This window comes from Micrococcus sp. CS26 (assembly GCF_055522295.1).
On record NZ_JBVFVY010000005.1, the window covers coordinates 89,823 to 115,213 of the forward strand.

The window sequence follows — 25,391 nt, forward strand, 5'->3', positions numbered from 1 at the left end:
ATGGAATCCCGCCGTCTGCGTCGTCTCGTGCCCCTCCTGACCGCGATCGCCCTCGGCGCCACGGCCTGCACCGGACGGGTGGCCACGGTGGAGGCCGCGCCCCACGCCGCTGACCCGGCGTGTGCCCCGGCCATGGTGGCCATGCCCGACGCCCTGGGCGACCTCGACCTGCGCCCCACCGACAGCCAGGCGACGGCCGTGTGGGGTGACCCGGCCGCCGTCGTCCTGCGCTGCGGCGCCGAGGTCCCCGGCCCCACCACGGACCGCTGCATCTCCGTGGACGGGATCGACTGGGTCATCCGGGACGAGGACGAGAACTGGCGGATCACCACCTACGGCCGCGACCCGGCCGTGGAGGTGCTGTTCGGCAAGGACCAGGCCAGCTCGGACACCGTGATGGTGGGCCTGTCCTCGGCGGTCGCGCAGATCGAGTCCAGCGGCGGCTGCGTCAGCGTGCAGGACGCCACACCCGTCGGCTGAGACCGGCGCGGGCCGCGTCAGTGCAGGCCGACGCCCCGCTCGAGGGCGAGGTCCAGCAGCTCCGAGATCAGATCGTCGTAGGACAGGCCCGTCCGCTCCCACATGGCCGGGTACATGCTGATGGGCGTGAAGCCCGGCATGGTGTTGATCTCGTTGACCACCCAGCGCCCGTCCGGGGTGAAGAAGAAGTCGCAGCGGCCGAGGCCGGACCCGTCCACGGCCTCGAAGGCGCGGATCGCCAGGGCGCGCAGTCGCTCGATCTCCTCCTCCGGCAGCTCGGCCGGGCAGGACAGCTGGGTGCTGCCGGTGTCCTGGTACTTCGACTCGAAGTCGTAGAACTGCGTCTCACCCTCGTCGTGGGCCACGACGATCTCCCCCGGCAGCGAGGCGCGCGGGGCGGCGGCGCCGTGCCCGTCGAGGACGGCGCACTCGATCTCGCGGCCGACGATGCCCGCCTCCACCACGACCTTGGGGTCGAAGCGACGGGCCTCCTCGACGGCGGCGCGCAGACCCGCGGGCTCGGTGACGCGGGTGATGCCGAAGGACGAGCCGGCGCGGGCGGGCTTGACGAACAGCGGGTAGGCGAGCGCCCCGGCGCGGGCGAGGGCCGCCTCCGGATCGCGCGCCCAGTCGCGGGCGGTGATGGTCTCCCACGGGCCGACCTCGAGGCCGGCGGCCTGGAAGGCGACCTTCATGAAGTGCTTGTCCATGCCGACCGCGGAGGCGAGCACGCCGCAGCCCACGTAGGGCAGACCCAGCGACTCGAACATGCCCTGGAGAGTGCCGTCCTCGCCCCAGGGGCCGTGCAGCAGCGGGAACACGACGTCCACCGGGCCCAGCGAGGAGCCGTCGGCCGCGGTCAGCTCGACGGTGCCGTCCGGCAGGGCGCGCAGGCTCACCGGGGCCTCGGGCTCCGGCACCTCCGGCAGGGCGTCGCCGCCCAGGCGGAACGAGGCCACGTCCAGCTCGTCGTGCGACCACAGGCCGGAGCGGGCCACACCCACCGGCACGACGTCCCAGCGCTGACGGTCGGCCGCGTGCAGCACGCCCGCCGCGGTCACGCAGCTGATGGGGTGCTCGCTCGAGCGCCCGCCGAAGAGCAGGAGCACGCGGGGACGCGCGCCGGCGGCGGCCTCCGGGGCGGGGGTGGCGGTCATGCGGTGCGTCCTTCCGACTTCAGGTCACGGGCGAGCAGCAGCTCGGCGAGGCGGTCCACGGCCACGTCCCCGGCGACCACCCGGTCCATCAGCTCGCTGATGGGCATCTCCACACCGTGGGCGCGGGCGGCGTGCACGATGGCGGAGACGGACTTGATGCCCTCGGCCGTCTGGCTCATGGCGGCCACCGCCTCCTCCGCGCTGAGGCCGGTGCCGATGTGGCGGCCGGCCGTGCGGTTGCGGGAGAGGGGCGAGGCGCACGTGGCCACGAGGTCGCCCAGGCCGGCGAGCCCGGCCATGGTGGCCGGGTCGCCGCCGAGCGCGACGGCCAGCCGGGTGGTCTCGGCCAGGCCCCGGGTGATGACGGAGGCCTTGGAGTTGTCCCCCAGTCCCTGCCCGTCGCAGATGCCCACGGCGAGCGCGATGACGTTCTTCACCACGCCGCCGATCTCCACGCCCACGACGTCCGTGTTCGTGTAGGGCCGGAAGGTCCGGCCGGCCGTGAGGGCGGCGATGCGCTCCGCCGTCGCGCGCGAGGCCGAGGCGACCACCGTGGCGGTGGGCTCGCCGCGCGCGATCTCGAGGGCGAGGTTGGGTCCGGAGACCACCGCGAACCGGTCCGGGCTGAGGCCCAGCTCCTCCGCGCAGACCTGCGACATCCGCGCGTCGGTGCCGCGCTCGAGGCCCTTGACGAGGGAGACCACGACGGCGTCCGGGGCCAGGTCGGCGCGCACGGCGTGCAGGGTCTCGCGCACGTGCTGCGCGGGCACGGCCACCACCACGACGCCGGCGCCCCGGACCGCCTCGGCGGCGTCGGTGACGGCGCGCACGCAGGTGGGCAGCGTGATGCCGGGCAGGTACTCGGGGTTCTCGTGTCGCTCGGTGATGGCCTCGGCGACCTCGGCCCGCCGGGACCACATCACGATCTCGGACGCGCGGGCGGGCTCGGGGCTGGTGCTCAGGCCCAGGACGCGGGCGAAGGCCGACCCCCAGCTGCCGGCCCCGAGGACGGCGACGGTGCGCGGATCGCTCATGCCCCGGCCACCCGCGCTCCGGCCGTGGGATCCCAGCGGCCCTCCGGGGCCGGTTCTCCGCGCAGCTCGGCGACCAGGTCGGTGATCGCGCCCATCATGCGGCCGGTGCCCTCGCGCAGGGTCGCCGCCGTCACGGGGCGGTCCCGCAGGTCCGCGAGGTCGACGGGCGCGCCGACCCGGATCCGGGCGGTCTTGCGCGGGAGGACGCGGAGGGAGCGGCCGCCGTACGGCAGCAGCTCCTGGATGCCCCACTGACCGACGGGGATGAGCGGGGCGCCGGTCTGCAGGGCGAGGCGCACGGCCCCGTTGCGCCCGGCCATGGGCCAGCCGTCGGGATCGCGGGTGACGGTGCCCTCCGGGTAGACGATGATCGCCCGGCCCGTGGCGACGGCCTCGCGGGCGGCGGCGAGCGAGCGGCCGCCGTCGCGGGTGCGCTCGACCGGGATCATGCGGGTGGCCTCGAGGACCTGCTTGAGCACGGGCACCTTCCAGAGCTCGGCCTTGGCGAGGAAGGTCGGCAGCAGGCCCTGGTTGTACACCATGTGGGCCACGGAGAGCGGGTCCACCTCCGAGATGTGGTTGACGGCGAGGATCGCGCCGGTCTCGGGCAGGTGCTCGGTCCCCTCCCACACCTGGCGGACGAGGGCCCGCATCGCCGGTCGCACGATCACCCCCGGGATCACGTAGGGGGCCCGCGCGGCACGCGTCGGACGACCCCCCGCGGCGGCAGGGCTCTGCGCGTCCACGCCGCTCACCGGTCGCGTTCGGTCAGCTCGACGTCGGCGCCGAGGCCCTCGAGCTTCGCCATGAAGTGCTCGTAGCCGCGGTTGATGATCTCCAGGCCCGTCGCCGTGGAGGTGCCCTCGGCGGTGAGGGCGGCGATCAGGTGGGAGAAGCCGCCGCGCAGGTCCGGGATGTCGAACTCGACGCCGTGCAGCGGCTTCGGGCCGGAGATCACGGCCGAGTGCAGGAAGTTGCGCTGACCGAAGCGGCACGGCACGGAGCCGAGGCACTCGCGGTGCAGCTGGATGGAGGCGCCCATCCGCACGAGGGCGTCGGTGAAGCCGAAGCGGTTCTCGTACACGGTCTCGTGCACGATGGAGACCCCCTTGGCCTGGGTCAGCGCCACCACGAGGGGCTGCTGCCAGTCGGTCATGAAGCCGGGGTGCACGTCCGTCTCGAGCACGAGCGGGTTGAGATCGCCGCCGGCGTGCCAGAACCGGATGCCGTCGTCGACGACGTCGAACTCGCCGCCGATCTTGCGGTAGGTGTTCAGGAACGCCGTCAGGTCGCGCTGCTCGGCGCCGCGGACGTAGATGTCCCCGCGGGTGGCCAGGGCGGCGGAGGCCCACGAGGCGGACTCGTTGCGGTCGGGCAGCGCGATGTGGTTGTAGCCGCGCATCTCGCTCACGCCCTCGATGCGGATGGTGCGGTCCGTCTGCACGGTGATGATCGCGCCCATCTTCTGCAGGACGGCGATGAGGTCGTGGATCTCCGGCTCGACGGCGGCGCCCTTGAGCTCGGTGATGCCCTCGGCCTTCACGGCGGTCAGCAGCACCTGCTCGGTGGCTCCGACGGAGGGGTACGGCAGCTCGAGCTTGGCGCCGTGCAGACCCTTGGGGGCGGAGATGGAGATGCCGCCCGGGCGCTTGTCCACGACGGCGCCGAAGTTGCGCAGCACGGCCAGGTGGTAGTCGATCGGGCGGTCGCCGATCTTGCAGCCGCCGAGGTCGGGGATGAAGGCCTCCCCGATCGCGTGCATGAGCGGGCCGCAGAAGAGGATCGGGATGCGCGAGTCGCCGGCGTGGGCGTCGATCTCGGCGGTCAGGGCCGACTTCACCCCGGCCGGGTCCATCGTGATCCGCCCGGTCTCCTTGTCCCACTCCACGGACACGCCGTGGATCTCGAGGAGGGAGCTGACGACGTCCACGTCCTTGATCTCGGGGATGTTCCGGAGCACGGACGGCGAGTTGCCGAGCAGGGCGGCCACCATGGCCTTGGGCACCAGGTTCTTGGCGCCGCGCACGGTCACCTCACCGGTCAGCGGCTTGCCGCCATGGATGGTCAAGAGCTTCGCCATGCGCGTCCTTCCTCAGCGCGGCCGCAGGGCCACGGTCTCGGCCACTCCGCCGGAGCGGGGAGGTCTCTGAACGGGACCGCCCGCCGCGTGCGGCGGGCGGTCCCGGAATCGACTCCCAGCATAGGGCGTCGCCGGGCACGCGCGGCAATGGTGCGCTCCCGGCGCCGGCCGGTCAGCCGGCCGTGCGGGCCGGCAGGGTGGTGGGCTTGTACGCGGGGCGGTCCGCCTCATAGGCATCGATCTCGGCCTGGTGCCCCAGGGTGACGGCGATGTCGTCCAGGCCCTCGAGCAGCCGGCGACGGGTGTCGTCGTCGATCTGGAAGGGGGCGGTCACATCCCCGCACTCGACGGTGCGTGTGACGAGGTCCACGGTGACCGTGGTCCCGGGACGGTTCTCCAGCTCCTTCCAGATGCGCTCGACGTCCTCCTGCTCCACCTGAGCCGCGACGAGCCCCTGCTTGGCGGAGTTGCCGCGGAAGATGTCCGCGAAGCGCGGGGAGATCACGGCGCGGAAGCCGTAGTCCTTGAGCGCCCACACGGCATGTTCGCGCGAGGAGCCGGTGCCGAAGTCGGAGCCCGCCACGAGCACGGTGCCCCCGCTGAACGGCTCGGTGTTCAGGATGAAGTCGGGGTCCTGGCGCCAGCCGGCGAACAGGGCGTCCTCGAAGCCCGTGCGGGAGATCCGCTTGAGGTACACGGCCGGGATGATCTGGTCCGTGTCCACGTTCGAGGCGCGCAGCGGCACGCCGACGCCGGTGTGGGTGGTGAACTTCTCCATGGCTCAGGCCTCCTGGAGGGTGAGGGCGGGCAGGTCGGACGGGCTGGCGAGGCGGCCCAGCACGGCGGTGGCCGCGGCGACCACCGGGGACACCAGGTGGGTGCGCCCGCCCTTGCCCTGCCGGCCCTCGAAGTTGCGGTTGGAGGTGGACGCGCAGCGCTCCCCCGGGGCGAGCTGGTCCGGGTTCATGCCCAGGCACATGGAGCAGCCGGCGAACCGCCACTCGGCCCCGAAGTCCTCGAACACCCTGTCCAGGCCCTCGTCCATGGCCTGCAGACGCACGCGCGCCGAGCCCGGCACGACCATGACGCGCAGCCCCTCGGCCTTGCGCCGGCCCCGGACGACCTCGGCGAACGCCCGCAGGTCCTCGATGCGGGAGTTGGTGCACGAGCCCATGAAGACGGTGTCGACCTCGACCTGCTTCATCGGCGTGCCGGGGGCCAGGTCCATGTAGGACAGCGCCTTGCGGGCCGCCTCCTGGGCCACCGGGTCGGTGAAGTCCTCGGGCGCGGGGACGGTGTCGTTCAGGCTCACGCCCTGACCCGGGTTGGTGCCCCACGTGACGAACGGCTCCAGCGTGTCCGCGTCGATGACCACCTCGGCGTCGAACTCCGCGCCCTCATCCGTGGCGAGGGTGCGCCAGTGCTCGACGGCGGCGTCCCAGTCGGCGCCCTCGGGGGCATGGGGCCGTCCCTTCAGGTAGGCGAAGGTGGTCTCGTCCGGGGCGACCATGCCGGCGCGGGCGCCGGCCTCGATGGACATGTTGCAGATGGTCATCCGGCCCTCCATGGAGAGGTTCCGGATGGCCTCACCGCGGTACTCGAGCACGAAGCCCTGGCCCCCGCCCGTGCCGATCTTCGCGATGACCGCGAGGATGATGTCCTTGGCCGTCACACCCGGGCGCAGCGTGCCGTCCACGGTGACCGCCATGGTCTTGAAGGGCTTCAGCGGCAGGGTCTGGGTCGCCAGGACGTGCTCGACCTCGGAGGTGCCGATGCCGAACGCCAGGGCGCCGAACGCACCGTGGGTGGAGGTGTGGGAGTCGCCGCAGACCACGGTGAGGCCGGGCTGGGTCAGGCCCAGCTGGGGGCCGACGACGTGAACGATGCCCTGCTCGGCGTCGCCCAACGGGTGCAGGCGGACGCCGAACTCGGCGCAGTTGGCCCGCAGGGTCTCGATCTGGGTGCGCGAGGTGGGATCCGCGATCGGCTGGTCGATGTCCAGCGTCGGGGTGTTGTGGTCCTCCGTGGCGATGGTCAGGTCGGGCCGACGCACCGGACGCCCGGCCAGACGCAGCCCCTCGAAGGCCTGCGGGCTCGTCACCTCGTGCACGAGGTGCAGGTCGATGTAGAGCAGGTCGGGGGTGCGGGAGGCGCCCTCGCCCTCGCCGCGCACCACCACGTGCTCGTCCCAGACCTTCTCGGCCAGCGTCCTGGGCCGCGTCGTCGCCGTCGTCATGTGCCGCACCTTCCTGCTCACGCACCTGTCAGTCGTCGCCCGGCGCGGGGCGCCGGTGCTCACGGACCACTGTGGGGCGCGGCGGGGCTGTTCTCGACCACGCGGCGCGATATTCCACATCGTGAGATGTCGTCTCACATGCCGGACGCGGCGGAGGCCGGCCCGGTCGCGCACGTCGCGCGCCGACATCCCCGGCCGTCCGCGCAGTGAGACGACTACGATCACCCCATGACCACCGAGCCCGTGCGCCCGCCCACCGAGGACGACCTCATCGGCCCCTCGCTCCACCGGCATCCCAGCGGTGTCGGCGTGGTGGACAAGTCGGTGGCGATCCTTGACGCGCTCGAGTCCGGCCCGGCCACGCTCGCCCAGCTCGTCATCGCCACCGGGATCGCGCGGCCCACGCTGCACCGGCTCGCGGCCGCCCTCACGCACCACCGCATGGTGGGCAAGGACCTGCAGGGCCGCTACGTGCTGGGCACCCGCCTGGCCGAGCTCGCCTCCGCCGCCGGCGAGGACCGGCTCACCACGGCCTCCGGTCCGGTGCTGCTGTGGCTGCGCGACGCCACGGGAGAGAGTGCCCAGGTGTTCCGTCGGCAGGCGGACGCCCGCGTGTGCGTGGCCAGCGCGGAGCGGCCCTGGGGCCTGCGCGACACCATCCCCGTGGGCGCCCGCATGTCCATGAAGGCCGGCTCCGCCGCGCAGGTGCTCCTGGCCTGGGAGGACCACGAGCGGCTCGTCGAGGGGCTGGCCGGCGCCGTGTTCACACCCACCGTCCTCGCGGCGGTGCGGCGGCGCGGCTGGGCCCAGTCCCTGGCCGAGCGCGAGCCCGGGGTCGCCTCGGTGTCCGCACCGGTGCGCGGCCCCAGCGGACGCGTCATCGCGGCGGTCTCGATCTCCGGCCCCCTCGAACGGCTCTCCCGGCAGCCGGGCCGGCTGCACGCGGACGCCGTCGTCTCCGCCGCGACGCGGCTCACCGAGCTCATCCGCGCCGGCGAGGCCTGAGGCCCGCCCGCGCCACCGACGGGACGCGCCGCGGAGACACCCCGTTCTTCCCGCGTTCACCCGCGGGGCCTAGCGTCAACCAGGTCCCCGACCGCCGCCCCCCGCACCACCGAGGAGTCCGCTGTGACCGAGACGACCGCGCCCGCCGCCCCCGCCGAGCAGGAGGCCGCGCCGCGGCTGTCCGTGATCGGCACGGGCTATCTGGGCGCCACACACGCCGCCTGCATGGCCGAGCTGGGCTTCGAGGTCCTCGGCGTGGACGTGGACCCGGCCAAGATCGAGCGCCTGGCCCGCGGCGAGGTGCCCTTCCACGAACCCGGCCTGCCCGAGCTGCTGCGCACCCACGTCGCCTCCGGGCGGCTGCGCTTCACCACCGACGTCGCGGAGGCGGCCCGCTGGGCGGACGTCCACTTCATCGGCGTCGGCACCCCGCAGAAGGTGGGCGAGACCGCGGCGGACCTGAGCTATGTGGACGCCGCCGTCGCCTCCCTCGCCGCGGCGATCGACCGCGACGCACTGATCGTCGGCAAGTCGACCGTGCCCGTGGGCACCGCGCGCCGCCTGGCCGAGCTCGTGCGCACCGTGCGCGCCGAGGCCGGACTGCCGGGCGAGGTCGAGCTCGCATGGAACCCCGAGTTCCTCCGGGAGGGCTTCGCCGTGAGGGACACGCTCACCCCGGACCGCCTCGTCATCGGCACGCACGGGCCCCGCGCCGAGGGCATCCTGCGCCGCGTCTACGCGCGGCAGCTCGCCGCCGACACCCCGTGGATCAGCACGGACCTCGAGACGGCCGAGCTGGTGAAGGTGGCCGCCAACGCCTTCCTGGCCACGAAGATCTCGTTCATCAACGCGTTCTCGGAGATCACCGAGAACGTGGGCGGGGACATCGGCACCCTCGCGGACGCGATCGGCCACGACGCGCGGATCGGACGCCGGTTCCTCAACGCGGGCGTGGGCTTCGGGGGCGGCTGCCTGCCCAAGGACATCCGCGCGCTCCAGGCCCGCGTCTCCGAGCTGGGCCTGGACCGGACCATGCGGTTCCTGGCGGAGGTGGATGACATCAACCTGCGCCGCCGCGACCGCGTGGTGGACCTGGCGGTGCAGGTGCTCTCCGCGGCTCGCGACGGCCGCATCCGCCGGGCCGAGGCCTCCGGGCCCGCCCCCACCCCGGCGAGCGTGCAGGTGCTCAACGGCACGCGGATCGCCGTGCTGGGCGTCACGTTCAAGCCGGACTCCGACGACGTCCGGGACTCCCCCGCCCTCGACGTCGCCAACCGTCTCTACACGGCCGGCGCCGACGTCCGGGTGTACGACCCGGAGGGCAACGCCAACGCGGCCGCCCGCTTCCCGCGGCTCGACTACGTGGACTCGCTCGAGGCGGCCGTGGACGGCGCCGAGCTGACCCTGCTGCTGACCGAGTGGCGCCAGTTCCGCGAGATGGATCCGGACACCGTGGGCGCACGCGTGGCCTCCCGCCTGCTGATCGACGGGCGCAACGTCCTGGACGTCGCCGCGTGGCGCGAGCACGGGTGGGACGTCATCGGCCTCGGCCACCGCTTCGACCCGGAGCGACTCCTCCGCGCGGCCTGACCCGCCCGCGGACCTCAGCCCGGGCGCTCAGCCGGCGAACGGGTCCCAGCCGGACTCGGACAGCGGCCGGTGCCCGGCCGGCGGCCGGGCACCGGCCGGCACGAGCCGGCCGATCCGCGTGAACCCCCGCGGCAGCTCGGTCTCGGGCCACGCCAGCCCCAGGAGACCGTAGTCCTCGCCCCCGCCGGTCACGAGCGCCTCCGGACTGGTCCCGGCCAGGGCGGCCACGCGGCGCAGGGGTGCGGCGGCCTCCGCCAGCCAGGCCTCGTCCAGCCACGGTGCCGGCGCGGGGCCTGCCCCGCCGGTGGCGGCCGCCATGCGGTGCGCGTCCTTGCCCAGGCCGTCGGAGACGTCCATGAGGGTGAGCAGGCCGGCCGTCACCGCGGCGGGCCCGAGGGCCAGCGGCGGGCGCGGTCGCAGCTGGGCGCGGACGGCGCGGGCGAGCTCCCGCGGTGACGGCCGGTCGGCGGCGGGGAGGGCGTCCGCCCGTCGCTCCAGCTCCGCGCGATCGGTGAGCAGCAGGGTGAGCCCGGCGGCGGCCCACCCCGGACCCGGAGGCGCGGCGGCCCGGGGACCGTCCGGCACCGCCTGGGCATGGACGAGGTCGGCGCCCTCGACGAGCACGCGGTCCCGGTCCGCCGCGGCCGGCGTGCGGCACAGCACTCCGCCGGGGTGCGGGTCCCCGAGCACCGTCACCGCGGCGTGGACCCGTCCGCCGGTGCCCAGGTCGCCCCCGGCCACCCGGCAGTCCGGCGCGCCGAGGTGACGCACCGCGCCCACGATGCCCGCGGCGAACGACCGCACCCAGGCGACCGGCGTCGTCGGCGGCAGGGTGAGGGCGGTGACGAGCGCGGAGGCGGTCCCGCCCATCGCGTTGACGTCCGAGAGGTTCTGGGCGACGGCCTTCCAGCCGGCGTCGTGGCCGCGGGTGCGGGGGCCGGCGGGCCAGCGGGGCAGGAAGTCCGTGCCCTCCCCCATCGCGTCCGTGGAGATGAGCGTCCCGCCGCGGGGCGCGGGCACGAGGGCGGCGTCGTCGCCCGGGGCGACGGTGCCGGCGGGCCAGTGGCCGTCCCGGACGGCGGGGGCGAGCCCGGTCAGGACGACCTCCAGCAGCTCGGACTCCGTGAGGTCGCCGACGGTCGCCCCCGCCGCAGCCGCGGGGTCGCGCACCGTCACCGGCGGCCCCGCCGGACCGGGACGCCGGAGGCCCGGGCGAGGGCGTCGCGGAAGGCGTGGAAGCGCTCCACCTCGGCGCGCACCGGGTCGACGACGAGCCGCCGGCCGACGTCGGTGGTCGCCTCCTCGAGGCGGCGGCGTGCGCGACGTCCCCGCGCCGCGGCGGTCCACCGGGTCAGGGGGATCGCCAGCAGGGCCAGCAGCACACCGAGCGCGAGGCCGCCGACGAGCAGCAGCGTCGGGAGGGGGAAGCCCTCGACCGTGGGGGCGGGCGGCAGGGGGAACTGCAGGTACCCGGCCAGGGCGAGGACGCCCAGCCAGCCGGCGCCGACGACGGCGGTGAGGAGGGCGAGCCACTGCAGCACGTCGAGCACGGGGTGCCACCAGCTGCCCCGGCCGGCCCCGAGGTCGGTGGCGGCGATCGCCTGGTCCACGGCGCCGGGGAGGTCCTCGGCGTGCTCCCGGCCCGCGCGGCGGATGGCGGCGGCCCACGGCTCGGAGGCTCCCGTGCCGGCCGCGGCGGCCAGCGTGCGGACCGCGCCGTCGACGACGGCCCGCTGGGTGCCCGAGCGCTCGGGCAGGGAGGTGCGGTGCAGCGCGGGGTCGCGGGCGACCTCATCCCGGTCGCGGCGGGGGGCGGTGCTCGCGGGCATCAGGTGCAGGCGCCGCAGGGGGTCCGCGCGGAAGGAGTGCATCCAGCGCAGCACGGGCCAGCTGGTGCGCTTGGCCGAGCGCAGCCGGTACGAGCCCTCGACCGCCCGGACGACGGCCGGCACGCCGCCGGCCACGGCCAGCTCGCGCCCGAGCCGCTGCTCGTCCCCGGGCCCGACGCCGGCCGGCTCGCCCTCGCCCGAGGCGGCGGCGAGGTCCGCGGCGCGGGCCGCGACGTCCGCGCCCAGGCGCTCGGCGGCCGCGCCGCGCTGGGCGACGATCGCCGCGACCTGCCGGCCGACCTCCTCGAGGCCCTCCCCCGTGCGCGCGGACACGGGCAGCACGCGGACGTCACCGAGGCCGTGGCCCGAGAGCATCCGGCGCAGCGAGGCCAGCACGACGTCCCGGTCCCGCACCGAGAGCCGGTCCACCTGGTTGAGCAGCACGAGGGTCACGGCCGCGTGCGAGCCCATGGTCGCCAGGAACTCGCGGTGCAGCACGGCGTCCGCGTACTTCTCCGGGTCCACGACCCACACCAGCACGTCCACGTGGCCGGCCAGCCGGGAGGTGATCTCGCGGTTGCCCCGCTCGACCGAGTCGATGTCCGGCAGGTCCAGCAGGATCAGGCCGGTGGCGTCGGCGCCGTCACGGCGGCCGAGGCCGAGGAAGCCGGGGCGGCCGTCGTCGAGCACGGGCGCCTCGTCCAGCAGGTGGCGGCGGCGAACGCCGAGCCAGTCGAGCAGGGCGGCCGCGCCGCCGCCCTCGCCGGTGCCGTCGCCGTGCTCCGCGTCCGGGTCCAGCCCCTGCCCCCGGCCCACGCCCCAGACCGCGGCGAGCGGCTCGGACGTGGTGGGCCGGGTGGCGGCCACGCGGGCCAGGTCGCGGCCGGTGAGCGCGTTGAACAGGGAGGACTTGCCGGAGCCCGTCGCCCCGAAGAATCCGACCACGGTGTGCTCCGCGGAGAGTGCCTGGCGCTCCCCGGCCGCGCGCACGACGGCGTCGGCCCCGGCCACGACGTCCTCGGGCAGGCGGCCCGCGGCCAGCTCGGCGGCCTCGCCGAGGGCGTCCAGGCGGGGGGCCAGGGCGGGGGTGTCGCGGCGGCTCATCGGGACTCCTCCCCCGCCTCGGCGGCGGACGGGGCGTGCTCGGGTTCGGTCGGGCCGTCGACGCCGGCGGCCACCCCGCGGCGCAGCACCGGCACGAGGGCGCGCAGCTCCTCGGTGGCCTGCGGCTCGCGCTCGAGGTGGAGCAGCGGCAGGAAGCGGTCCGCGAGCACGGTCTCGAGGAAGGCCCGCACGCGGAGCTCGAGCAGCTCATCGGCCCGCCGGGCCATGCGGCGCACGGCGTCCTCGCCGAAGATCGACTCGAGCAGCTTCTGCCCGACGACGGCGGCGCCGCCGGCGATGCCGACCTCGATGCCCGCGAGTCCGCCGGTGGAGGCGAACGAGATGATCATGAGGGCCACGGCCGCGCCGTTCACGCCGGTGGCCGCCAGGCGGGCGCGCGTGCGCTTGCCCGCGCCCTCCTCCTGGATCAGCGCCAGCACGTCCGACTGCCAGTCCCGCACGACGTCGGCCGCCCGCGCCGACGCGTCCGGCGTCAGGGCACCCAGGTCGCGCCCGGCCACGAGGGCCCGGCCCGCCGGCTCGGACGCCCAGCGCCGCTCGATCTGCTCGGCGGCTGCGGCGGCCGCCTCGACCATCACGGCGTGCAGGCCGGTCTCCAGGGCGGTCTCGACCTCCTCGGGCGGTGCCGGGCGCCCGCGCACGAGGGCGCCGAGGCGGTCCCGCAGCCGGCCGATCGTGGTCTCGACGCCGCGGAAGAACTCCCCCGTGCCGACGAAGTCCTGCCAGCGGGAGAGCACCTCGCCGCGCAGCAGCGTGCCGTCCGAGGTGGCCTCGCGGACCCGGCCGACGGCCTGGTCGGTGGAGTCCCCCACGATCCGGGCGAGCAGGTCCGCGGCATGCCGCTGCTCCTCCTCGGCGCGGGCCAGGTCGGCGACGCGGGCGGCCAGCTGGCCCAGCACGCCGTCCACGGTCCGGCGGGCGACGGCGCCGCGCGCCTGGGCGTCGGCGGCGAGGGTCTCGAGCCAGGCGCGCAGGCCCGCGACGTGCTCCTGCGGGAGCAGGCCGCGCTCGTCGAAGCGGGTCTCGGGGATCACGTGGATCCGGGCGTCGGCGAGGCCGCGCTCGGTGAGCATGCGCCGCAGGTCCGGGGTGATGTCCTCCGCCGCGCCCTCGGGCACGCGGCCGAGCACGACGGCCACGGTGATGTCGCGGTCGGCGGCCTCGTCCAGCAGCTGCCAGGGCACGGCGTCGGCGTAGCGGTGCGCCGTCGTCGTGAAGATCCACAGGTCGGCGGCCTCGAGGAGCTGCCGGGCCAGCGCGCGGTTCTGGTCCGCCACGGAGTCGATGTCCGGGGCGTCCACGAGGGCGATGCCTGACGGCAGTGCGGGCTCGGCCACGAGCGCGACCGTGTCCATCGCGGACTGGTCGGGTTCGACGGGGCCGGCGGCCGCGTCGCGGTGCACGCTGACGCGGGCGAGGTCGGGCAGCACCCGCGGGCCCGTGAACCAGTGGGCGTCGGCGGGGTTGTGCAGCAGCAGCGGCTGCCGCGTGGTGGGCCGCAGGGCGGAGGAGCGGGAGACCTCGTGGCCGACGAGCGCGTTCACCAGCGTGGACTTGCCCGCACCGGTGGAGCCGCCGACGACGGCCAGCAGCGGCGCGTCGAGCGAGTCGAGGCGGGGCAGCACGTAGTCGTCGATCTGGTGCAGGGTGCGCTCTCGCTCGGCGCGGTCCTGCCCTGCGGTGACGGTCTCGAAGGGCAACTCGAGCGCGGCGAGGTGCTCGCGCACGCGGCGGACGGCCGTGTCGACACCGAGGTCTGGGACGTTCTGATCCGTGTGTGGCACGTGGGCCATCGTCTCACGGGCGCGCGCCGGCCGCCCATCCCGCCGGCCCGGCGGACGGAGACGACGGAAGCCCGGTCCGCAGGGACCGGGCTTCCTGTCACTCGGGTGACCCCAGCGGGATTTGAACCCGCGTTACCGCCGTGAGAGGGCGGCGTACTAGGCCGCTATACGATGGGGCCGAGCGCGCTGTCCGCGTGTGCGGAAGCGATGCCGTGGAGACCTTCTGCTGCGCCTGCGTCTCCTGTTCAGGCGGCGGATGCGTTCATCCGCCCGTGCCGTTCCGGTCTGAGGACCGGGCGGCGACTGCGTGACCCCAGCGGGATTTGAACCCGCGTTACCGCCGTGAGAGGGCGGCGTACTAGGCCGCTATACGATGGGGCCGTGCGCCACGTCCGAGCGTCTCCGCCCGTGCGCGTTCACTGAGTCCGAAGACTCGCTGGGGTACCAGGACTCGAACCTAGAATGACGGTACCAGAAACCGTTGTGTTGCCAATTACACCATACCCCACTGTCGGTCAAGCATGCCTGACCGATGTGCATCATATTCATGAGCTCCGTGTTCCCGGATCTCTCCGGCAACGAGTAAGAACTCTACACCCTCCGGGCGGCGCGTGCAAAATCGGCGGGTCAGGCCGCCAGCCAGGTCCGCAGCCCGCCGATCGCCCGCATCCGCCAGCACGCGTGCTCCTCGTCCCAGAGCGGCTCCTCCGCCCCGCCGTGGGCGGGGGCGTCGGGGCTCATCCACACCGGGACGAGCCCCGCCGACCGGGCCCCCTCGACGTCGTGACGCAGGCTGTCCCCCACCATGAGGGTACGTCCCGGGTCCGTGCCCAGGCGGGAGCAGCCGGCCAGGAAGGGGGCCGGGTCCGGCTTCGGGGCCCCGGCCGTGTCCGAGCCGATCAGCACCTCGACCCACTCCAGACCGAGGGCGTCGGCCTTGCCGCGCTGGTAGGTCTCCACGTTGTTCGTGACGATCCCCACGCCACGGCCTGTTCCCCGCACCTCGGCGAGCACGTCGGCGGTCGCGGGGAACAGCGCCCAGTGCCCGCGCACGACCTCCTCGTAGTCGGTGGTCCACAGGCCGTCGAGCGGGGTCGCCGCGTCCTCGGGCACGCCGAGCGCGCGCAGGGCGTCGGCCACGCGGGCCAGCCGCTGCTCCTCGAACGTCAGCTCCCCGGCCACGTAGCGCCCGTAGTGGCCGCCGACGTCGGACGCGAAGGCGTCGGTGGCCTCGGCCAGCACCGCCGGGTCGACGTCGGCGGCCCCGGCCCACTGCCGGCGCACCGTCGCGTCGAACGCGGCGTGCTGGGCGGAGCGCAGATCCAGCAGCGTGTCGTCCAGGTCGAAGAGGACGGCGTCCCAGGCCGGCGGCGCGGGCGCGCCCGCGGACCCGCCGGCCGGCGTCGTGCTGGCGCCCCGGCTCATGCGTCGGCGGGCCGGCCCTGGTCCAGGCCCTGCTCCGCGGCGAAGCGGTCCAGGCGGGCGAGCGCGGAGTCGCGGCCCAGGATCTCGAGCGACTCGAAGAGCGGCGGGGACACCTTGCGGCCGGTCACCGCGACGCGCACCGGGCCGAACGCCTGGCGCGGCTTGAGGCCCAGGCCGTCGATGAGGGCGGCCCGCAGCGCCGCCTCGATCCGCTCGGTGGTGAACTCGTCCTCGGGCAGGGCGGCCAGCGCCTCCCGGGCCGCGGCGACGGCGGCCCCCAGGTCCGCCGGCATGCCCTTGAGGGCGCCCTCGGCCGTCCGGACGTCCCGGTCCGCCGTGAAGAGGAAGGCGAGCATCTCGACGGCCTCGCCGAGCAGCTGCACGCGCTCCTGCACGAGCGGGGCCGCGGCGGTGAGGATCTGCATCTCCCGATCCGTGAGGTGCTCGCCCACGAGGCCGGCCGCGTGCAGGTAGGGCACGAGACGGTCACGGAAGTCGGCCACGTCGAGCATGCGCACGTGCGTGCCGTTGATCGCGATCGCCTTCTTCTCGTCGAAGCGGGCGGGGTTGGCCAGCACCTTGTGCACGTCGAAGTGCTCCACGAACTGCTGCGGGGTGAAGATGTCCTCGTCCGCGGAGAGGGACCAGCCCAGCAGGCCGAGGTAGTTCAGCAGGCCCTCCGGGATGAAGCCGTTGTCCCGGTGCAGGAACAGGTTGGCCTGCGGGTCGCGCTTGGAGAGCTTCTTGTTGCCCTCGCCCATCACGTAGGGCAGGTGGCCGAACACCGGCATGTACCGGGCGACGCCGATCGCGTACAGGGCGCGGTAGAGCGCGATCTGGCGCGGAGTGGAGGAGAGCAGGTCCTCGCCGCGCAACACGTGGGTGATGCCCATGAGCGCGTCGTCCACCGGGTTCACGAGGGTGTACAGCGGCGAGCCGTCCGCGCGCACCACCACGAAGTCCGGCACGGAGCCGGCCTTGAAGGTGATCTCCCCGCGCACCAGGTCGGTGAAGGTGATGTCCTCGTCCGGCATGCGCAGCCGCCAGACCGGCGCGCGGCCCTCGGCCTCGAAGGCGGCGATCTGCTCGTCCGTGAGGTCGCGGTCGTGGCCGTCGTAGCCGAGCTTGGGGTCGCGGCCGGCGGCCCGGTGACGGGCCTCGGTCTCCTCGGGGCTCGAGTAGGACGGGTAGATGTATCCGCCGGCCTTGAGCTTCTCGATCACGTCCGCGTAGATCTGCCCGCGCTGGGACTGACGGTACGGCTCGTGCGGGCCGCCGACCTCGACGCCCTCGTCCCAGTCGATCCCGAGCCAGCGCATCGCCTCGAGCAGCTGCTGGTAGGACTCCTCCGAATCGCGCTTGGCATCCGTGTCCTCGATGCGGAACACGAGGGTGCCGCCGGTGTGCCGCGCCCAGCCCCAGTTGAACAGGACGGTGCGGATCAGCCCCACGTGGGGGGTGCCGGTGGGCGAGGGGGCGAAGCGCACGCGCACGGGGGTCTCGGCGTCCACCTGGGGGACGTCGGCGAAGGGGGCGGGGGCGTTCTCGGACACGGGAGCGGTGGCGTCAGTCATGATGCCCCGAGTCTACGCGGGGGCCCGGACGGCGTCGTCGGGCGCCCGCGTCAGCGGCGGAAGACGGTGGCCAGGACGCCGATCCCCTCGACCTCGGCCTCGACGCGCTGGCCCTCCTGGACCGTCCCGACCCCGCCCGGGGTGCCGGTCAGGATCACGTCGCCGGGCAGGAGGGTGAACATCTCCGAGGCCGCGGCCACGAGCTCGCGGACGCCGAAGACCATGTCCGCCGTCGTGCCGTCCTGGCGGGTCTCGCCGTCGAGCCGGGACGTGATGCGCAGGCCGCCGGCCGGCTCCACGTCCAGCTCGGTCTCGATCCACGGGCCCAGCGGGCAGGCGCCGTCGAAGCCCTTGGCGCGGGCCCACTGCAGGTCGGTGCGCTGGGCGTCGCGGGCGGTGAGGTCGTTGCCCACGGTGTAGCCGAACACGACGTCGTCCACGCGGCTCACCGGCACGTCCTTGCAGATGGTGCCGATGACGACGGCAAGCTCGGCCTCGTAGGAGACCTCGTCCGACCAGCTCGGCAGGGTCACGGGCTCGTTCGGACCCACCACGGAGGTGTTCGGCTTGAGGAAGAACTGGGGCGAGGTGGGCACCTCGTTGCCGAGCTCCTTGGCGTGGTCAGCCCAGTTGCGGCCGACGCCGACGATCTTGGAGCGCGGGATGATCGGCGCCACGAGGCGCACGTCCTCGAGGCGGTGCGTGGTGCCGGTGGGCTGGATCCCGTGGAAGAACGGGTCGCCCTGCAGGGCGGTGATGCTCAGCTCGGCGGGGTCGGCGTCGGCCGGGCCCTCCACGATGCCGTAGGTCGGTTCGGCCTGGTCCACGAAACGGGCGATGCGCATGCCTGCCAGCCTAGTGGGTGAGCAGCGGGCGCCGTCGCCGGACACCCCACCCGATGCCGACCCCGCTGACGCCGCGAGCCAGACGATTCGGCCGCGCCCGACGGCCCGGGGCGACCGATTCGTCTGGCTCGCGGGCGGATTCGTCTGGCTCAGCGGGGTGCGGTGCGGCGCGGTGCAGGGCGGGTCGAGACCGCTCAGCAGCAGCGGCTGCCCGGATTCGCCTGCTGGCGGGCGTATTCGGCCCGCCAGAATTCCCGCTCGGTCATCGGTGCCCGCCCCGGGTGGTGGGCCCGGTGATGGGCCACGTAGGCGTCGTACTTCCCCTCACCGGAGAGCTGGCGGACCCACCAGCGCGCCCGGGCCCACACCCCGGGCCGTGACGGGCCGGCCGAGCCCTCCGCGGTGGAGGGCCCGGCCGGCGTCGCGCGCGGATCGGCCACGTCAGTGACCCCGCACCGGCTGCCGGTCCGCCGGCAGGGCGTCCCACTGCCGCTGCAGCTCCTTCTCCTCGGCCGTGGCGAACAGCCCGGCCGGGGCGAAGCGCTGCGAGGGCACGTACGGGTCCTGGTGGTCGATGACCTCGGTGCCGCGGAAGGCGCGCACCGTGGCGAGCACCGACGTCGTGATGACGATCAGCGCCAACACCAGGAAGACGACGGAGAGCGTGCCCTGGATGAAGGTGTTGCGGACCACGGCCTCCATGGCCGGCACGGACTTCGCGGCGCCGAAGCTCGTCTTCCCCGCCGCCAGCGCGTCCTGGAACGCGCGATGCTGCGCCCAGTAGCCCACCGCCGGGATGGAGGAGAAGATCTTCTGGAACGACGCCACGGTGGTGACCACGGTGATGAACGCCAGCGGCAGCGCCACGATCCACAGGCCCCGGAAGTGCCGGCGGCCGGCCACGATCGCCAGGACCACCGCGAGCGCGATGGCCGCCAGCAGCTGGTTGGCGATGCCGAACAGCGGGAACAGCGTGTTGATGCCGCCCAGCGGGTCGGTCACGCCCATGATCAGCACGGCGCCCCACGCGGCCACCATGATGCCGGTGCACACCCAGGCGCCCACGCGCCAGCCGGTGTCCTTGAAGCGCGGGACCACGTTGCCCAGGGAATCCTGGAGCATGAAGCGGGCCACGCGGGTGCCGGCGTCCACGGCGGTGAGGATGAACAGCGCCTCGAACATGATGGCGAAGTGGTACCAGAAGCCCATGAGGGCCTCGCCGCCGATCAGCTGGCCCATGATGTGCGCCAGGCCGACCGCGAGGGTGGGGGCGCCGCCGGTGCGGGAGACCACGGTCTCCTCGCCCACGAGGTCGGCCAGGTGGGTCAGGTCCCCGGGGGCGAGGTTCACCCCGGCCAGGCCGAGACCCATGACGAAGTCGGCGGCGGTCTCCGGGGTGCCGCCGGTGAGCGCGGCGGGGGCGTTCATGGCGAAGTAGATGCCGCGGTCGATGGACACGGCCGCCACGAGCGCCATGACCGCCACGAAGGCCTCCATGAGCATGCCGCCGTAGCCGATGAAGCGGGTCTGGCGCTCCTTCTCCACCATCTTGGGCGTCGTGCCCGAGGCGATCAGCGCGTGGAAGCCGGAGAGCGCACCGCACGCGATGGTGACGAACAGGAACGGGAACAGCGAACCGGGCCACACCGGGCCGGTCTGGCCCGAGGCGAACTCGGAGAACGCGGGGGTGCCGATGCGCGGCTGCACGACGACGATGGCCAGCGCGAGACCGGCGATCACGCCGATCTTCATGAAGGTGGACAGGTAGTCGCGCGGAGCGAGCAGCAGCCACACGGGGAGCACGGCCGCGACGAACCCGTAGATGATCACGGCCCAGGCGATGGTGGTGCGGTCCAGGGTGAACAGGGCCGCGCCCCACTCGGTCCCGGCCACCCAGCCGCCGCCGATGATGGCCGCCAGGAGCAGGACGAACCCGATCACGGAGATCTCGGTGATGCGGCCCGGGCGGATCCAGCGCAGGTACACGCCCATGAAGAGCGCGATCGGGATGGTCATGGCCACGGAGAACACGCCCCACGGGGACTCGCCCAGGGCGTTGACCACCACGAGGGCCAGGATGGCCGTGATGATCACCATGATCAGCAGGGTCGCGACGATCGCGGCGGTGCCCCCGACGCGGCCCAGCTCGTCCCGGGCCATCTGGCCGAGCGAGCGGCCGCCGCGGCGCATCGAGAAGAACAGGACGAGGTAGTCCTGGACCGCGCCGGCCAGGATCACGCCGACGATGATCCAGATTGTGCCGGGCAGGTAGCCCATCTGCGCGGCGAGCACGGGGCCCACGAGCGGACCGGCGCCGGCGATGGCCGCGAAGTGGTGGCCGTAGAGCACGCGGCGGTCGGTGGCCACGTAGTCCCGGCCGTCGGCCCGGTACTCGGCCGGGGTGGCGCGGGTGTCGTCCGGGTGGACGATCATGCGCTCGACGTACTTCGAGTAGAAGCGGTAGCCGATCGCGAACGTCGCCACGGCGGCGAACACGAACCAGATCGCGTTGATCGTCTCGCCGCGGTGCAGGGCGAGCATGGTCCAGGCGACGCCGCCGAGCAGTGCCACGGCCACCCAGACGGCGATCTTCACGGGTGTCCAGCGGGGCCGGTCGGCGGCCTCGGTCGGCGGGAGGTCTTCCGGCGTCGTGGCCGGGCGTGGGGCGCCCTCGGCGGGCGCGGAGGAGCGGTGCGAGCTCACGGGGGTCTCCGTTCGTGGGGTGGGGTCAGACGAGGCGGTGCAGCCAGCCGTGGCGGTCCTCGACGCGCCCGGTCTGGATGCCCTCGAGCTCGGCGCGGATCCTGAGGGTCACGTCGGTCCCGCCGGCGGCCTCGATCACGTCGTCACCGTCGAGCAGACGGCCGATCGGGGTCACGACGGCGGCGGTGCCGCACGCGAAGACCTCGGTGATCTCGCCCGAGCGGACGCCCTCGGCCCACTCGGCGAGGGTGACGCGACGCTCCTCGACGGTCAGGCCCATGTCCCGGCCGAGCTGGAGGATCGAGGAGCGGGTGACGCCCTCGAGGATCGTGCCGGTGAGTGCCGGGGTGACGAGGCGGCCGTCGGCGTGCACGAAGAAGACGTTCATGCCGCCGAGCTCCTCGATCGCGTCGTCGTGGTACTGGTCGAGGAACACGACCTGGTCGGCGCCCTTCGCCGCGGCCTGCAGCTGGGGCAGCAGCGAGGCGGCGTAGTTGCCGCCGGTCTTGGCCGCGCCCGTGCCGCCCTTGCCGGCGCGGGCGTAGTCACGCGAGACCCAGATGGTCACCGGCTTGAGCTCGCCGCCGAAGTAGTTGCCGGCCGGCGAGGCGATCACCATGTACCGCACCTGCCGGGCCGGGCGGACGCCGAGGAACGCCTCGGAGGCGAACATGAAGGGGCGCAGGTAGAGGGACTGGCCCGGGCCGGTGGGCACCCAGGCCCGGTCCGCCTCGAGCTGGGCCCGCAGCGAGCCGAGGAACAGCTCCTCGGGCAGCTCCGGCAGGGCCAGGCGGCGGGCGGAGCGGTTCAGGCGTGCGGCGTTGGCCTCGGGGCGGAACGTCCACACCGAGCCGTCCTCGTGCCGGTAGGCCTTCAGCCCCTCGAAGATCTCCTGGCCGTAGTGCAGCACCGCGGCCGCGGGGTCCAGGGACAGCGGGCCGTAGGGCTCCACGCGGGCGTCATGCCACGCGCCGCCGTCCTCGTCCCAGGTCCAGTCGATCGAGACCATGTGGTCCGTGAAGACGTTGCCGAAACCGGGGTCCTGGAGGATCTCGACGCGCTGCTGATCGGACATCGGGGACAGATGCGGTTGCCGCGTGAACACGGTCTCGGACACGGTGGGATCACTCCTCGTGACGGGTGACGGATGGGGACGGCTCCGGTGCCGGGCACGACGCGCAGGGGCCACGGCGCCGGGCGTGGCACACGCCACAGGCCGTCGCCCCATCCTAGACCCGGCGTCGACGCGCCGGGCCCGCGCGTCAGACCCGCGCGACGACGTCGGCGCCCACCTCGGCGGTGGTGCCCCGCGCGCCGTCCACCCGGTCCTTCAGGTGCGCCCACACCGCGGTGCGCACGCGCGCCGCGGCGCCGGTCTCGCCCACGTGCTCGAGCAGCAGGGCGGCGGAGAGGATGGCGGCCACGGGGTCGGCGATCCCCTGGCCCGCGATGTCCGGAGCGGAGCCGTGGACCGGCTCGAACATCGACGGCGCCGTGCCCTCGACGTTGATGTTGCCGGAGGCGGCGAGCCCGATGCCGCCGGTCACGGCCGCGGCGAGGTCCGTGATGATGTCCCCGAACAGGTTGTCCGTCACGATCACGTCGAAGCGGGCCGGGTCCGTCGCCAGGAAGATCATGGCGGCGTCGACGTGCATGTAGTCCCAGGTGACCGCGGGGAAGTCGGCCGCCACGGACTCCACGGTGCGGCGCCACAGGTGGCCGGCGTGGACCAGGACGTTGTGCTTGTGCACGAGCGTGAGGCGCTTGCGCTCGCCCGCGTCGGCGCGACGGAAGGCGTCCTCGACGACGCGGCGCACGCCGAACGCCGTGTTCACGGAGACCTCCGTGGCGATCTCGTGCGGGGTGTCCACGCGGATCGCACCGCCGTTGCCCACGTACGGCCCCTCCGTGCCCTCGCGCACCACGGTGAAGTCGATCTCGCCGGGCGCGGCCAGGGGGCTGACGGCGCCGGGCAGCAGGGTGGCCGGGCGCAGGTTCACGCCGTGGTCCAGCGCGAAGCGCAGCTTGAGCAGCATGCCGCGCTCGATCAGCCCGGACGGGATGCGCTCGTCCCCGGGCGCGGCGCCGACGGCCCCGAACAGGATCGCGTCGTGGCGGCGCAGGGACTCGAGGACCTCGTCCGTGAGCGCCTCGCCGGTCTCGAGCCAGTGCTCCGCACCCAGCGGATACGGGGTGAGCCGGGCCTCCGGACGCCCCTCGGCACGCAACGCCGCCTGCAGGACGGCGGCGGCCTGGTCGGTGACCTCGGGGCCGATGCCGTCGCCGCCGATGACGGCGATGTCCAAGGGGTCTGCGGAGCTGCGTGTGGTCTCGGTCATGGCCCTCAGGCTACGCGGGGCACGCGTGAGGACCACATCGTGTGACACCCGGTCTCACCCTCCGGACGGGCTCAGTCCTCGGCGGGCTCCTCGTGCCGCGGGAAGACCGGCTGCGGGGCGGGCAGCGGCGTGCCGGGGACCAGGTCCTCGTGGAACGCGGCGAAGGACCGCGGGCCGGTGCCGGACGCGCCGGTGCGGCCGGCGTCGCCCTCGGCGGGGACGCCGAGCAGGTCCAGCAGCCGCGAGGCCGAGCCGGGCATCACCGGCTGCGCGAGCAGGGCCACCCGGCGCACGGCCTGCAACGTCACGTACAGCACCGTGCGCATGCGCGGCTCGTCCGTCTTGCGCAGCACCCACGGGGCCTGGTCCGCGAAGTAGGCGTTGATCTCACCGAGCACGCGCCAGGTCTCCTCGAGCGCGTCGTGGAAGTCCTGCACCGCGTACGCGGACCGGGAGCGCTCCAGCAGGGCGTCGACCTGGGCCAGGACGGCGCGGTCCGCCTCGGTGAACTCGCCCGGCTCGGGCACGGCGGCGCCGCAGTTCTTGGCCACCATGGACAGCGAGCGCTGGGCGAGGTTGCCGAGGTTGTTGGCCAGGTCCGCGTTCTTGCGGCTCACCACGGCCTCGTGGCTGTAGGAGCCGTCCGCGCCGAACGGGAACTCGCGCAGCAGGAAGAAGCGAATGGCGTCCAGGCCGTACCGGGCCACCCATTCCCGCGGGTGCACCACGTTGCCCAGGGACTTGGACATCTTGGCCCCGTTGTTGTTCAGGAAGCCATGGATCATGACGCGGCGCGGCAGCTCGAGGCCGGCCGACATGAGGAACGCGGGCCAGAAGATGCAGTGGAACCGGGAGATGTCCTTGCCGATCACGTGCAGGTCCGCCGGCCAGTAGCGCGCGAACGCCTCCGGGTCCTCCGCCGGCCAGCCCGCGCCGGTGAGGTAGTTCGTCAACGCGTCGACCCAGACGTAGGTGACGTGGTCGGCGCGCCGGTCGGCGTCGGCGGCGTCGGGGTCCGCGGGCGCCGGCAGGTCGATGCCCCACTGGAAGGAGGTCCGGGAGATGGACAGGTCCTCGAGCCCGGCCTCCACGAAGCGGATGACCTCGTTGAAGCGGTACCGGGGGGCGGCGAAGTCCGGGTGCTCGCGGTAGTGGTCCAGCAGCGGCTGCTGGTACTTGGACAGGCGGAAGAAATAGGACTCCTCCTCCGTCCACGTCACCTCGGTGCCGGTCTCGACGGCGCGGCGCACCCCGTCCTGACCCACCTCGGTCTCGTCCTCGCCGAAGTAGCGTTCGTCCCGCACGGAGTACCAGCCGGCGTAGGAGCCGAGGTAGATGTCCCCGTTGGCCTCCATCTGCCGCCAGATCTCGCGGACGGCCTCGGCGTGGTCCGTGTCCGTGGTGCGGATGAAGCGGTCGTAGGAGATGTCCAGGACGTCGTCGTCCATCTCCTTGAAGACGGCGGCGTTGCGCGTGGCCAGCTCGAGGGCGCTCACGCCCTGCTGCTGCGCCGTCTGCTCCATCTTCTGGCCGTGCTCGTCCGTGCCGGTCAGGAAGCGCACGTCCCGCCCGTCGAGCCGCTGGAAGCGGGCCATCGCGTCCGAGGCGATGTACTCGTAGGCGTGGCCGATGTGCGGCTCGCCGTTCGGGTAGGAGATGGCCGTGGTCAGGTAGTACGGGGCGCGGGCGTCAGTCACAGTCGTCGAGTCTAGCGGCGGGCCTGGGGCCCGCGCCGAGGACGACGTCGTCCGCGTCGGCGTCCGGGACGCCGTCGGCGGTCACCTGCAGATGGCCCGGCGCAGGCCGCAGGTGGAGGTGGGCCCACGGGGCCACCACGAGCACGGACGCCCCGATCATCTCGGTCAGCTCCTCCGCGTGCGTCGCCACGTGGTAGGCCAGGGTGCTGCGCCCGATCCCGAAGACGAGCGGCACCGCCTCGAGGACGATCGCGCCGACGAAGAACACCGCGCCGCCCGCCACCGTCAGCGCTCGGGTCCGGCGGGGCAGGGCGACGGTGCACAGCGCGAGCAGCCCGAGGACGACGATCGCGGCCGGCGCGCCGAGGATCAGCCACTGGAACGCGGGCAGCGGGTTCTCCCCCGCGAACGGCAGGGCCTCCCACAGCCGGCCGGCCTGCTCGTGGAGCTGCGTCGATTCGTCCAGGCTCATGGCCGCCAGCAGGGCC

Annotated in this window: 21 protein-coding genes and 3 tRNA genes; 3 read left to right on the plus strand and 21 right to left on the minus strand. The window is 74.0% G+C overall.

The genetic code is table 11. The features are described 5' to 3' along the window. Entirely contained in the window at positions 1 to 480 is a 480-nt protein-coding gene (locus ACZ1IK_RS03990; RefSeq protein WP_036312910.1) for a DUF3515 family protein, read from the plus strand. Between the two features lie 17 nt (positions 481 to 497). Here ACZ1IK_RS03990 and ACZ1IK_RS03995 read toward each other — a convergent pair whose 3' ends face one another. The 6 genes from ACZ1IK_RS03995 to leuC all read right to left on the minus strand — a co-directional run bounded on the left by ACZ1IK_RS03995 (position 498) and on the right by leuC (position 6,987). After that, positions 498 to 1,637, minus strand: a complete 1,140-nt coding sequence (locus tag ACZ1IK_RS03995; RefSeq protein WP_036312913.1) for a D-alanine--D-alanine ligase family protein — start codon at positions 1,635 to 1,637, stop codon at positions 498 to 500. Further along, complete coding sequence (locus ACZ1IK_RS04000; protein WP_036312916.1) at positions 1,634 to 2,671, minus strand: NAD(P)H-dependent glycerol-3-phosphate dehydrogenase; 1,038 nt, start codon at positions 2,669 to 2,671, stop codon at positions 1,634 to 1,636. Before ACZ1IK_RS04000 ends, ACZ1IK_RS03995 begins: the two co-directional genes overlap by 4 nt. Next, positions 2,668 to 3,342 carry a lysophospholipid acyltransferase family protein gene (locus ACZ1IK_RS04005; RefSeq protein ID WP_465098344.1) on the minus strand — a complete coding sequence of 225 codons (675 nt, stop codon included), beginning with the start codon at positions 3,340 to 3,342 and terminating at the stop codon, positions 2,668 to 2,670. Before ACZ1IK_RS04005 ends, ACZ1IK_RS04000 begins: the two co-directional genes overlap by 4 nt. Before the next feature lie 80 nt (positions 3,343 to 3,422). After that, positions 3,423 to 4,751, minus strand: coding sequence for a UDP-N-acetylglucosamine 1-carboxyvinyltransferase (gene murA, locus ACZ1IK_RS04010; protein ID WP_113913886.1), 1,329 nt, complete (start codon positions 4,749 to 4,751; stop codon positions 3,423 to 3,425). A 172-nt stretch (positions 4,752 to 4,923) separates the two neighbouring features. Further along, on the minus strand, positions 4,924 to 5,529 hold the full coding sequence (leuD, locus tag ACZ1IK_RS04015; RefSeq protein WP_010078962.1) for a 3-isopropylmalate dehydratase small subunit: 606 nt from the start codon (positions 5,527 to 5,529) through the stop codon (positions 4,924 to 4,926). 3 nt (positions 5,530 to 5,532) lie between these two features. Next, positions 5,533 to 6,987 carry a 3-isopropylmalate dehydratase large subunit gene (leuC, locus tag ACZ1IK_RS04020; RefSeq protein ID WP_036312922.1) on the minus strand — a complete coding sequence of 485 codons (1,455 nt, stop codon included), beginning with the start codon at positions 6,985 to 6,987 and terminating at the stop codon, positions 5,533 to 5,535. A 228-nt stretch (positions 6,988 to 7,215) separates the two neighbouring features. Between leuC and ACZ1IK_RS04025 the strand changes: the two genes are divergently transcribed. Next, entirely contained in the window at positions 7,216 to 7,992 is a 777-nt protein-coding gene (locus tag ACZ1IK_RS04025; RefSeq protein WP_465098345.1) for an IclR family transcriptional regulator, read from the plus strand. 123 nt (positions 7,993 to 8,115) lie between these two features. Continuing rightward, positions 8,116 to 9,582: a UDP-glucose dehydrogenase family protein gene (locus tag ACZ1IK_RS04030; protein ID WP_041103176.1), complete on the plus strand. Its 1,467-nt coding sequence runs from the start codon at positions 8,116 to 8,118 to the stop codon at positions 9,580 to 9,582. Positions 9,583 to 9,609: 27 nt separating this feature from the next. On the opposite strand, the gene ACZ1IK_RS04035 is transcribed toward ACZ1IK_RS04030, so the two are convergent. The 15 genes from ACZ1IK_RS04035 to ACZ1IK_RS04105 all read right to left on the minus strand — a co-directional run bounded on the left by ACZ1IK_RS04035 (position 9,610) and on the right by ACZ1IK_RS04105 (position 25,375). Then, a complete protein-coding gene (locus ACZ1IK_RS04035) occupies positions 9,610 to 10,758 on the minus strand; it encodes a thiamine-phosphate kinase (RefSeq protein ID WP_052520027.1) in 1,149 nt (382 codons plus the stop codon). Next, positions 10,755 to 12,515, minus strand: a complete 1,761-nt coding sequence (locus ACZ1IK_RS04040) for a GTPase (protein WP_041103178.1) — start codon at positions 12,513 to 12,515, stop codon at positions 10,755 to 10,757. Before ACZ1IK_RS04040 ends, ACZ1IK_RS04035 begins: the two co-directional genes overlap by 4 nt. After that, the gene (locus ACZ1IK_RS04045) at positions 12,512 to 14,320 is read right to left on the minus strand and encodes a dynamin family protein (protein WP_465098346.1); all 1,809 of its coding nucleotides are present in this window, start codon (positions 14,318 to 14,320) and stop codon (positions 12,512 to 12,514) included. The genes ACZ1IK_RS04040 and ACZ1IK_RS04045 overlap by 4 nt, the downstream gene beginning before the upstream one ends. Positions 14,321 to 14,426: 106 nt before the next feature. After that, positions 14,427 to 14,499 (minus strand) — tRNA-Glu (locus tag ACZ1IK_RS04050). A 129-nt stretch (positions 14,500 to 14,628) separates the two neighbouring features. Then, positions 14,629 to 14,701, minus strand: a tRNA-Glu gene (locus ACZ1IK_RS04055). A 55-nt stretch (positions 14,702 to 14,756) separates the two neighbouring features. Further along, positions 14,757 to 14,828 (minus strand) — tRNA-Gln (locus ACZ1IK_RS04060). A gap of 119 nt (positions 14,829 to 14,947) precedes the next feature. Beyond that, on the minus strand, positions 14,948 to 15,745 hold the full coding sequence (locus ACZ1IK_RS04065; RefSeq protein ID WP_135019811.1) for an HAD family hydrolase: 798 nt from the start codon (positions 15,743 to 15,745) through the stop codon (positions 14,948 to 14,950). After that, positions 15,742 to 17,319, minus strand: a complete 1,578-nt coding sequence (gltX, locus tag ACZ1IK_RS04070) for a glutamate--tRNA ligase (protein ID WP_049145177.1) — start codon at positions 17,317 to 17,319, stop codon at positions 15,742 to 15,744. Before gltX ends, ACZ1IK_RS04065 begins: the two co-directional genes overlap by 4 nt. A gap of 50 nt (positions 17,320 to 17,369) precedes the next feature. After that, entirely contained in the window at positions 17,370 to 18,164 is a 795-nt protein-coding gene (locus ACZ1IK_RS04075) for a fumarylacetoacetate hydrolase family protein (protein WP_041103184.1), read from the minus strand. Between the two features lie 194 nt (positions 18,165 to 18,358). Beyond that, positions 18,359 to 18,604: a YbdD/YjiX family protein gene (locus tag ACZ1IK_RS04080; RefSeq protein WP_080772545.1), complete on the minus strand. Its 246-nt coding sequence runs from the start codon at positions 18,602 to 18,604 to the stop codon at positions 18,359 to 18,361. Position 18,605: 1 nt separating this feature from the next. Then, entirely contained in the window at positions 18,606 to 20,867 is a 2,262-nt protein-coding gene (locus tag ACZ1IK_RS04085; protein WP_465098347.1) for a carbon starvation CstA family protein, read from the minus strand. 25 nt (positions 20,868 to 20,892) lie between these two features. Then, entirely contained in the window at positions 20,893 to 21,984 is a 1,092-nt protein-coding gene (locus ACZ1IK_RS04090; RefSeq protein ID WP_465098348.1) for a branched-chain amino acid aminotransferase, read from the minus strand. Positions 21,985 to 22,129: 145 nt separating this feature from the next. Continuing rightward, the gene (locus ACZ1IK_RS04095; protein WP_122054194.1) at positions 22,130 to 23,206 is read right to left on the minus strand and encodes a 3-isopropylmalate dehydrogenase; all 1,077 of its coding nucleotides are present in this window, start codon (positions 23,204 to 23,206) and stop codon (positions 22,130 to 22,132) included. A 71-nt stretch (positions 23,207 to 23,277) separates the two neighbouring features. Beyond that, the gene (metG, locus tag ACZ1IK_RS04100; RefSeq protein WP_465098349.1) at positions 23,278 to 24,903 is read right to left on the minus strand and encodes a methionine--tRNA ligase; all 1,626 of its coding nucleotides are present in this window, start codon (positions 24,901 to 24,903) and stop codon (positions 23,278 to 23,280) included. Next, positions 24,896 to 25,375 carry a hypothetical protein gene (locus ACZ1IK_RS04105; RefSeq protein ID WP_223247528.1) on the minus strand — a complete coding sequence of 160 codons (480 nt, stop codon included), beginning with the start codon at positions 25,373 to 25,375 and terminating at the stop codon, positions 24,896 to 24,898. The genes metG and ACZ1IK_RS04105 overlap by 8 nt, the downstream gene beginning before the upstream one ends. Positions 25,376 to 25,391: the final 16 nt, after the last annotated feature.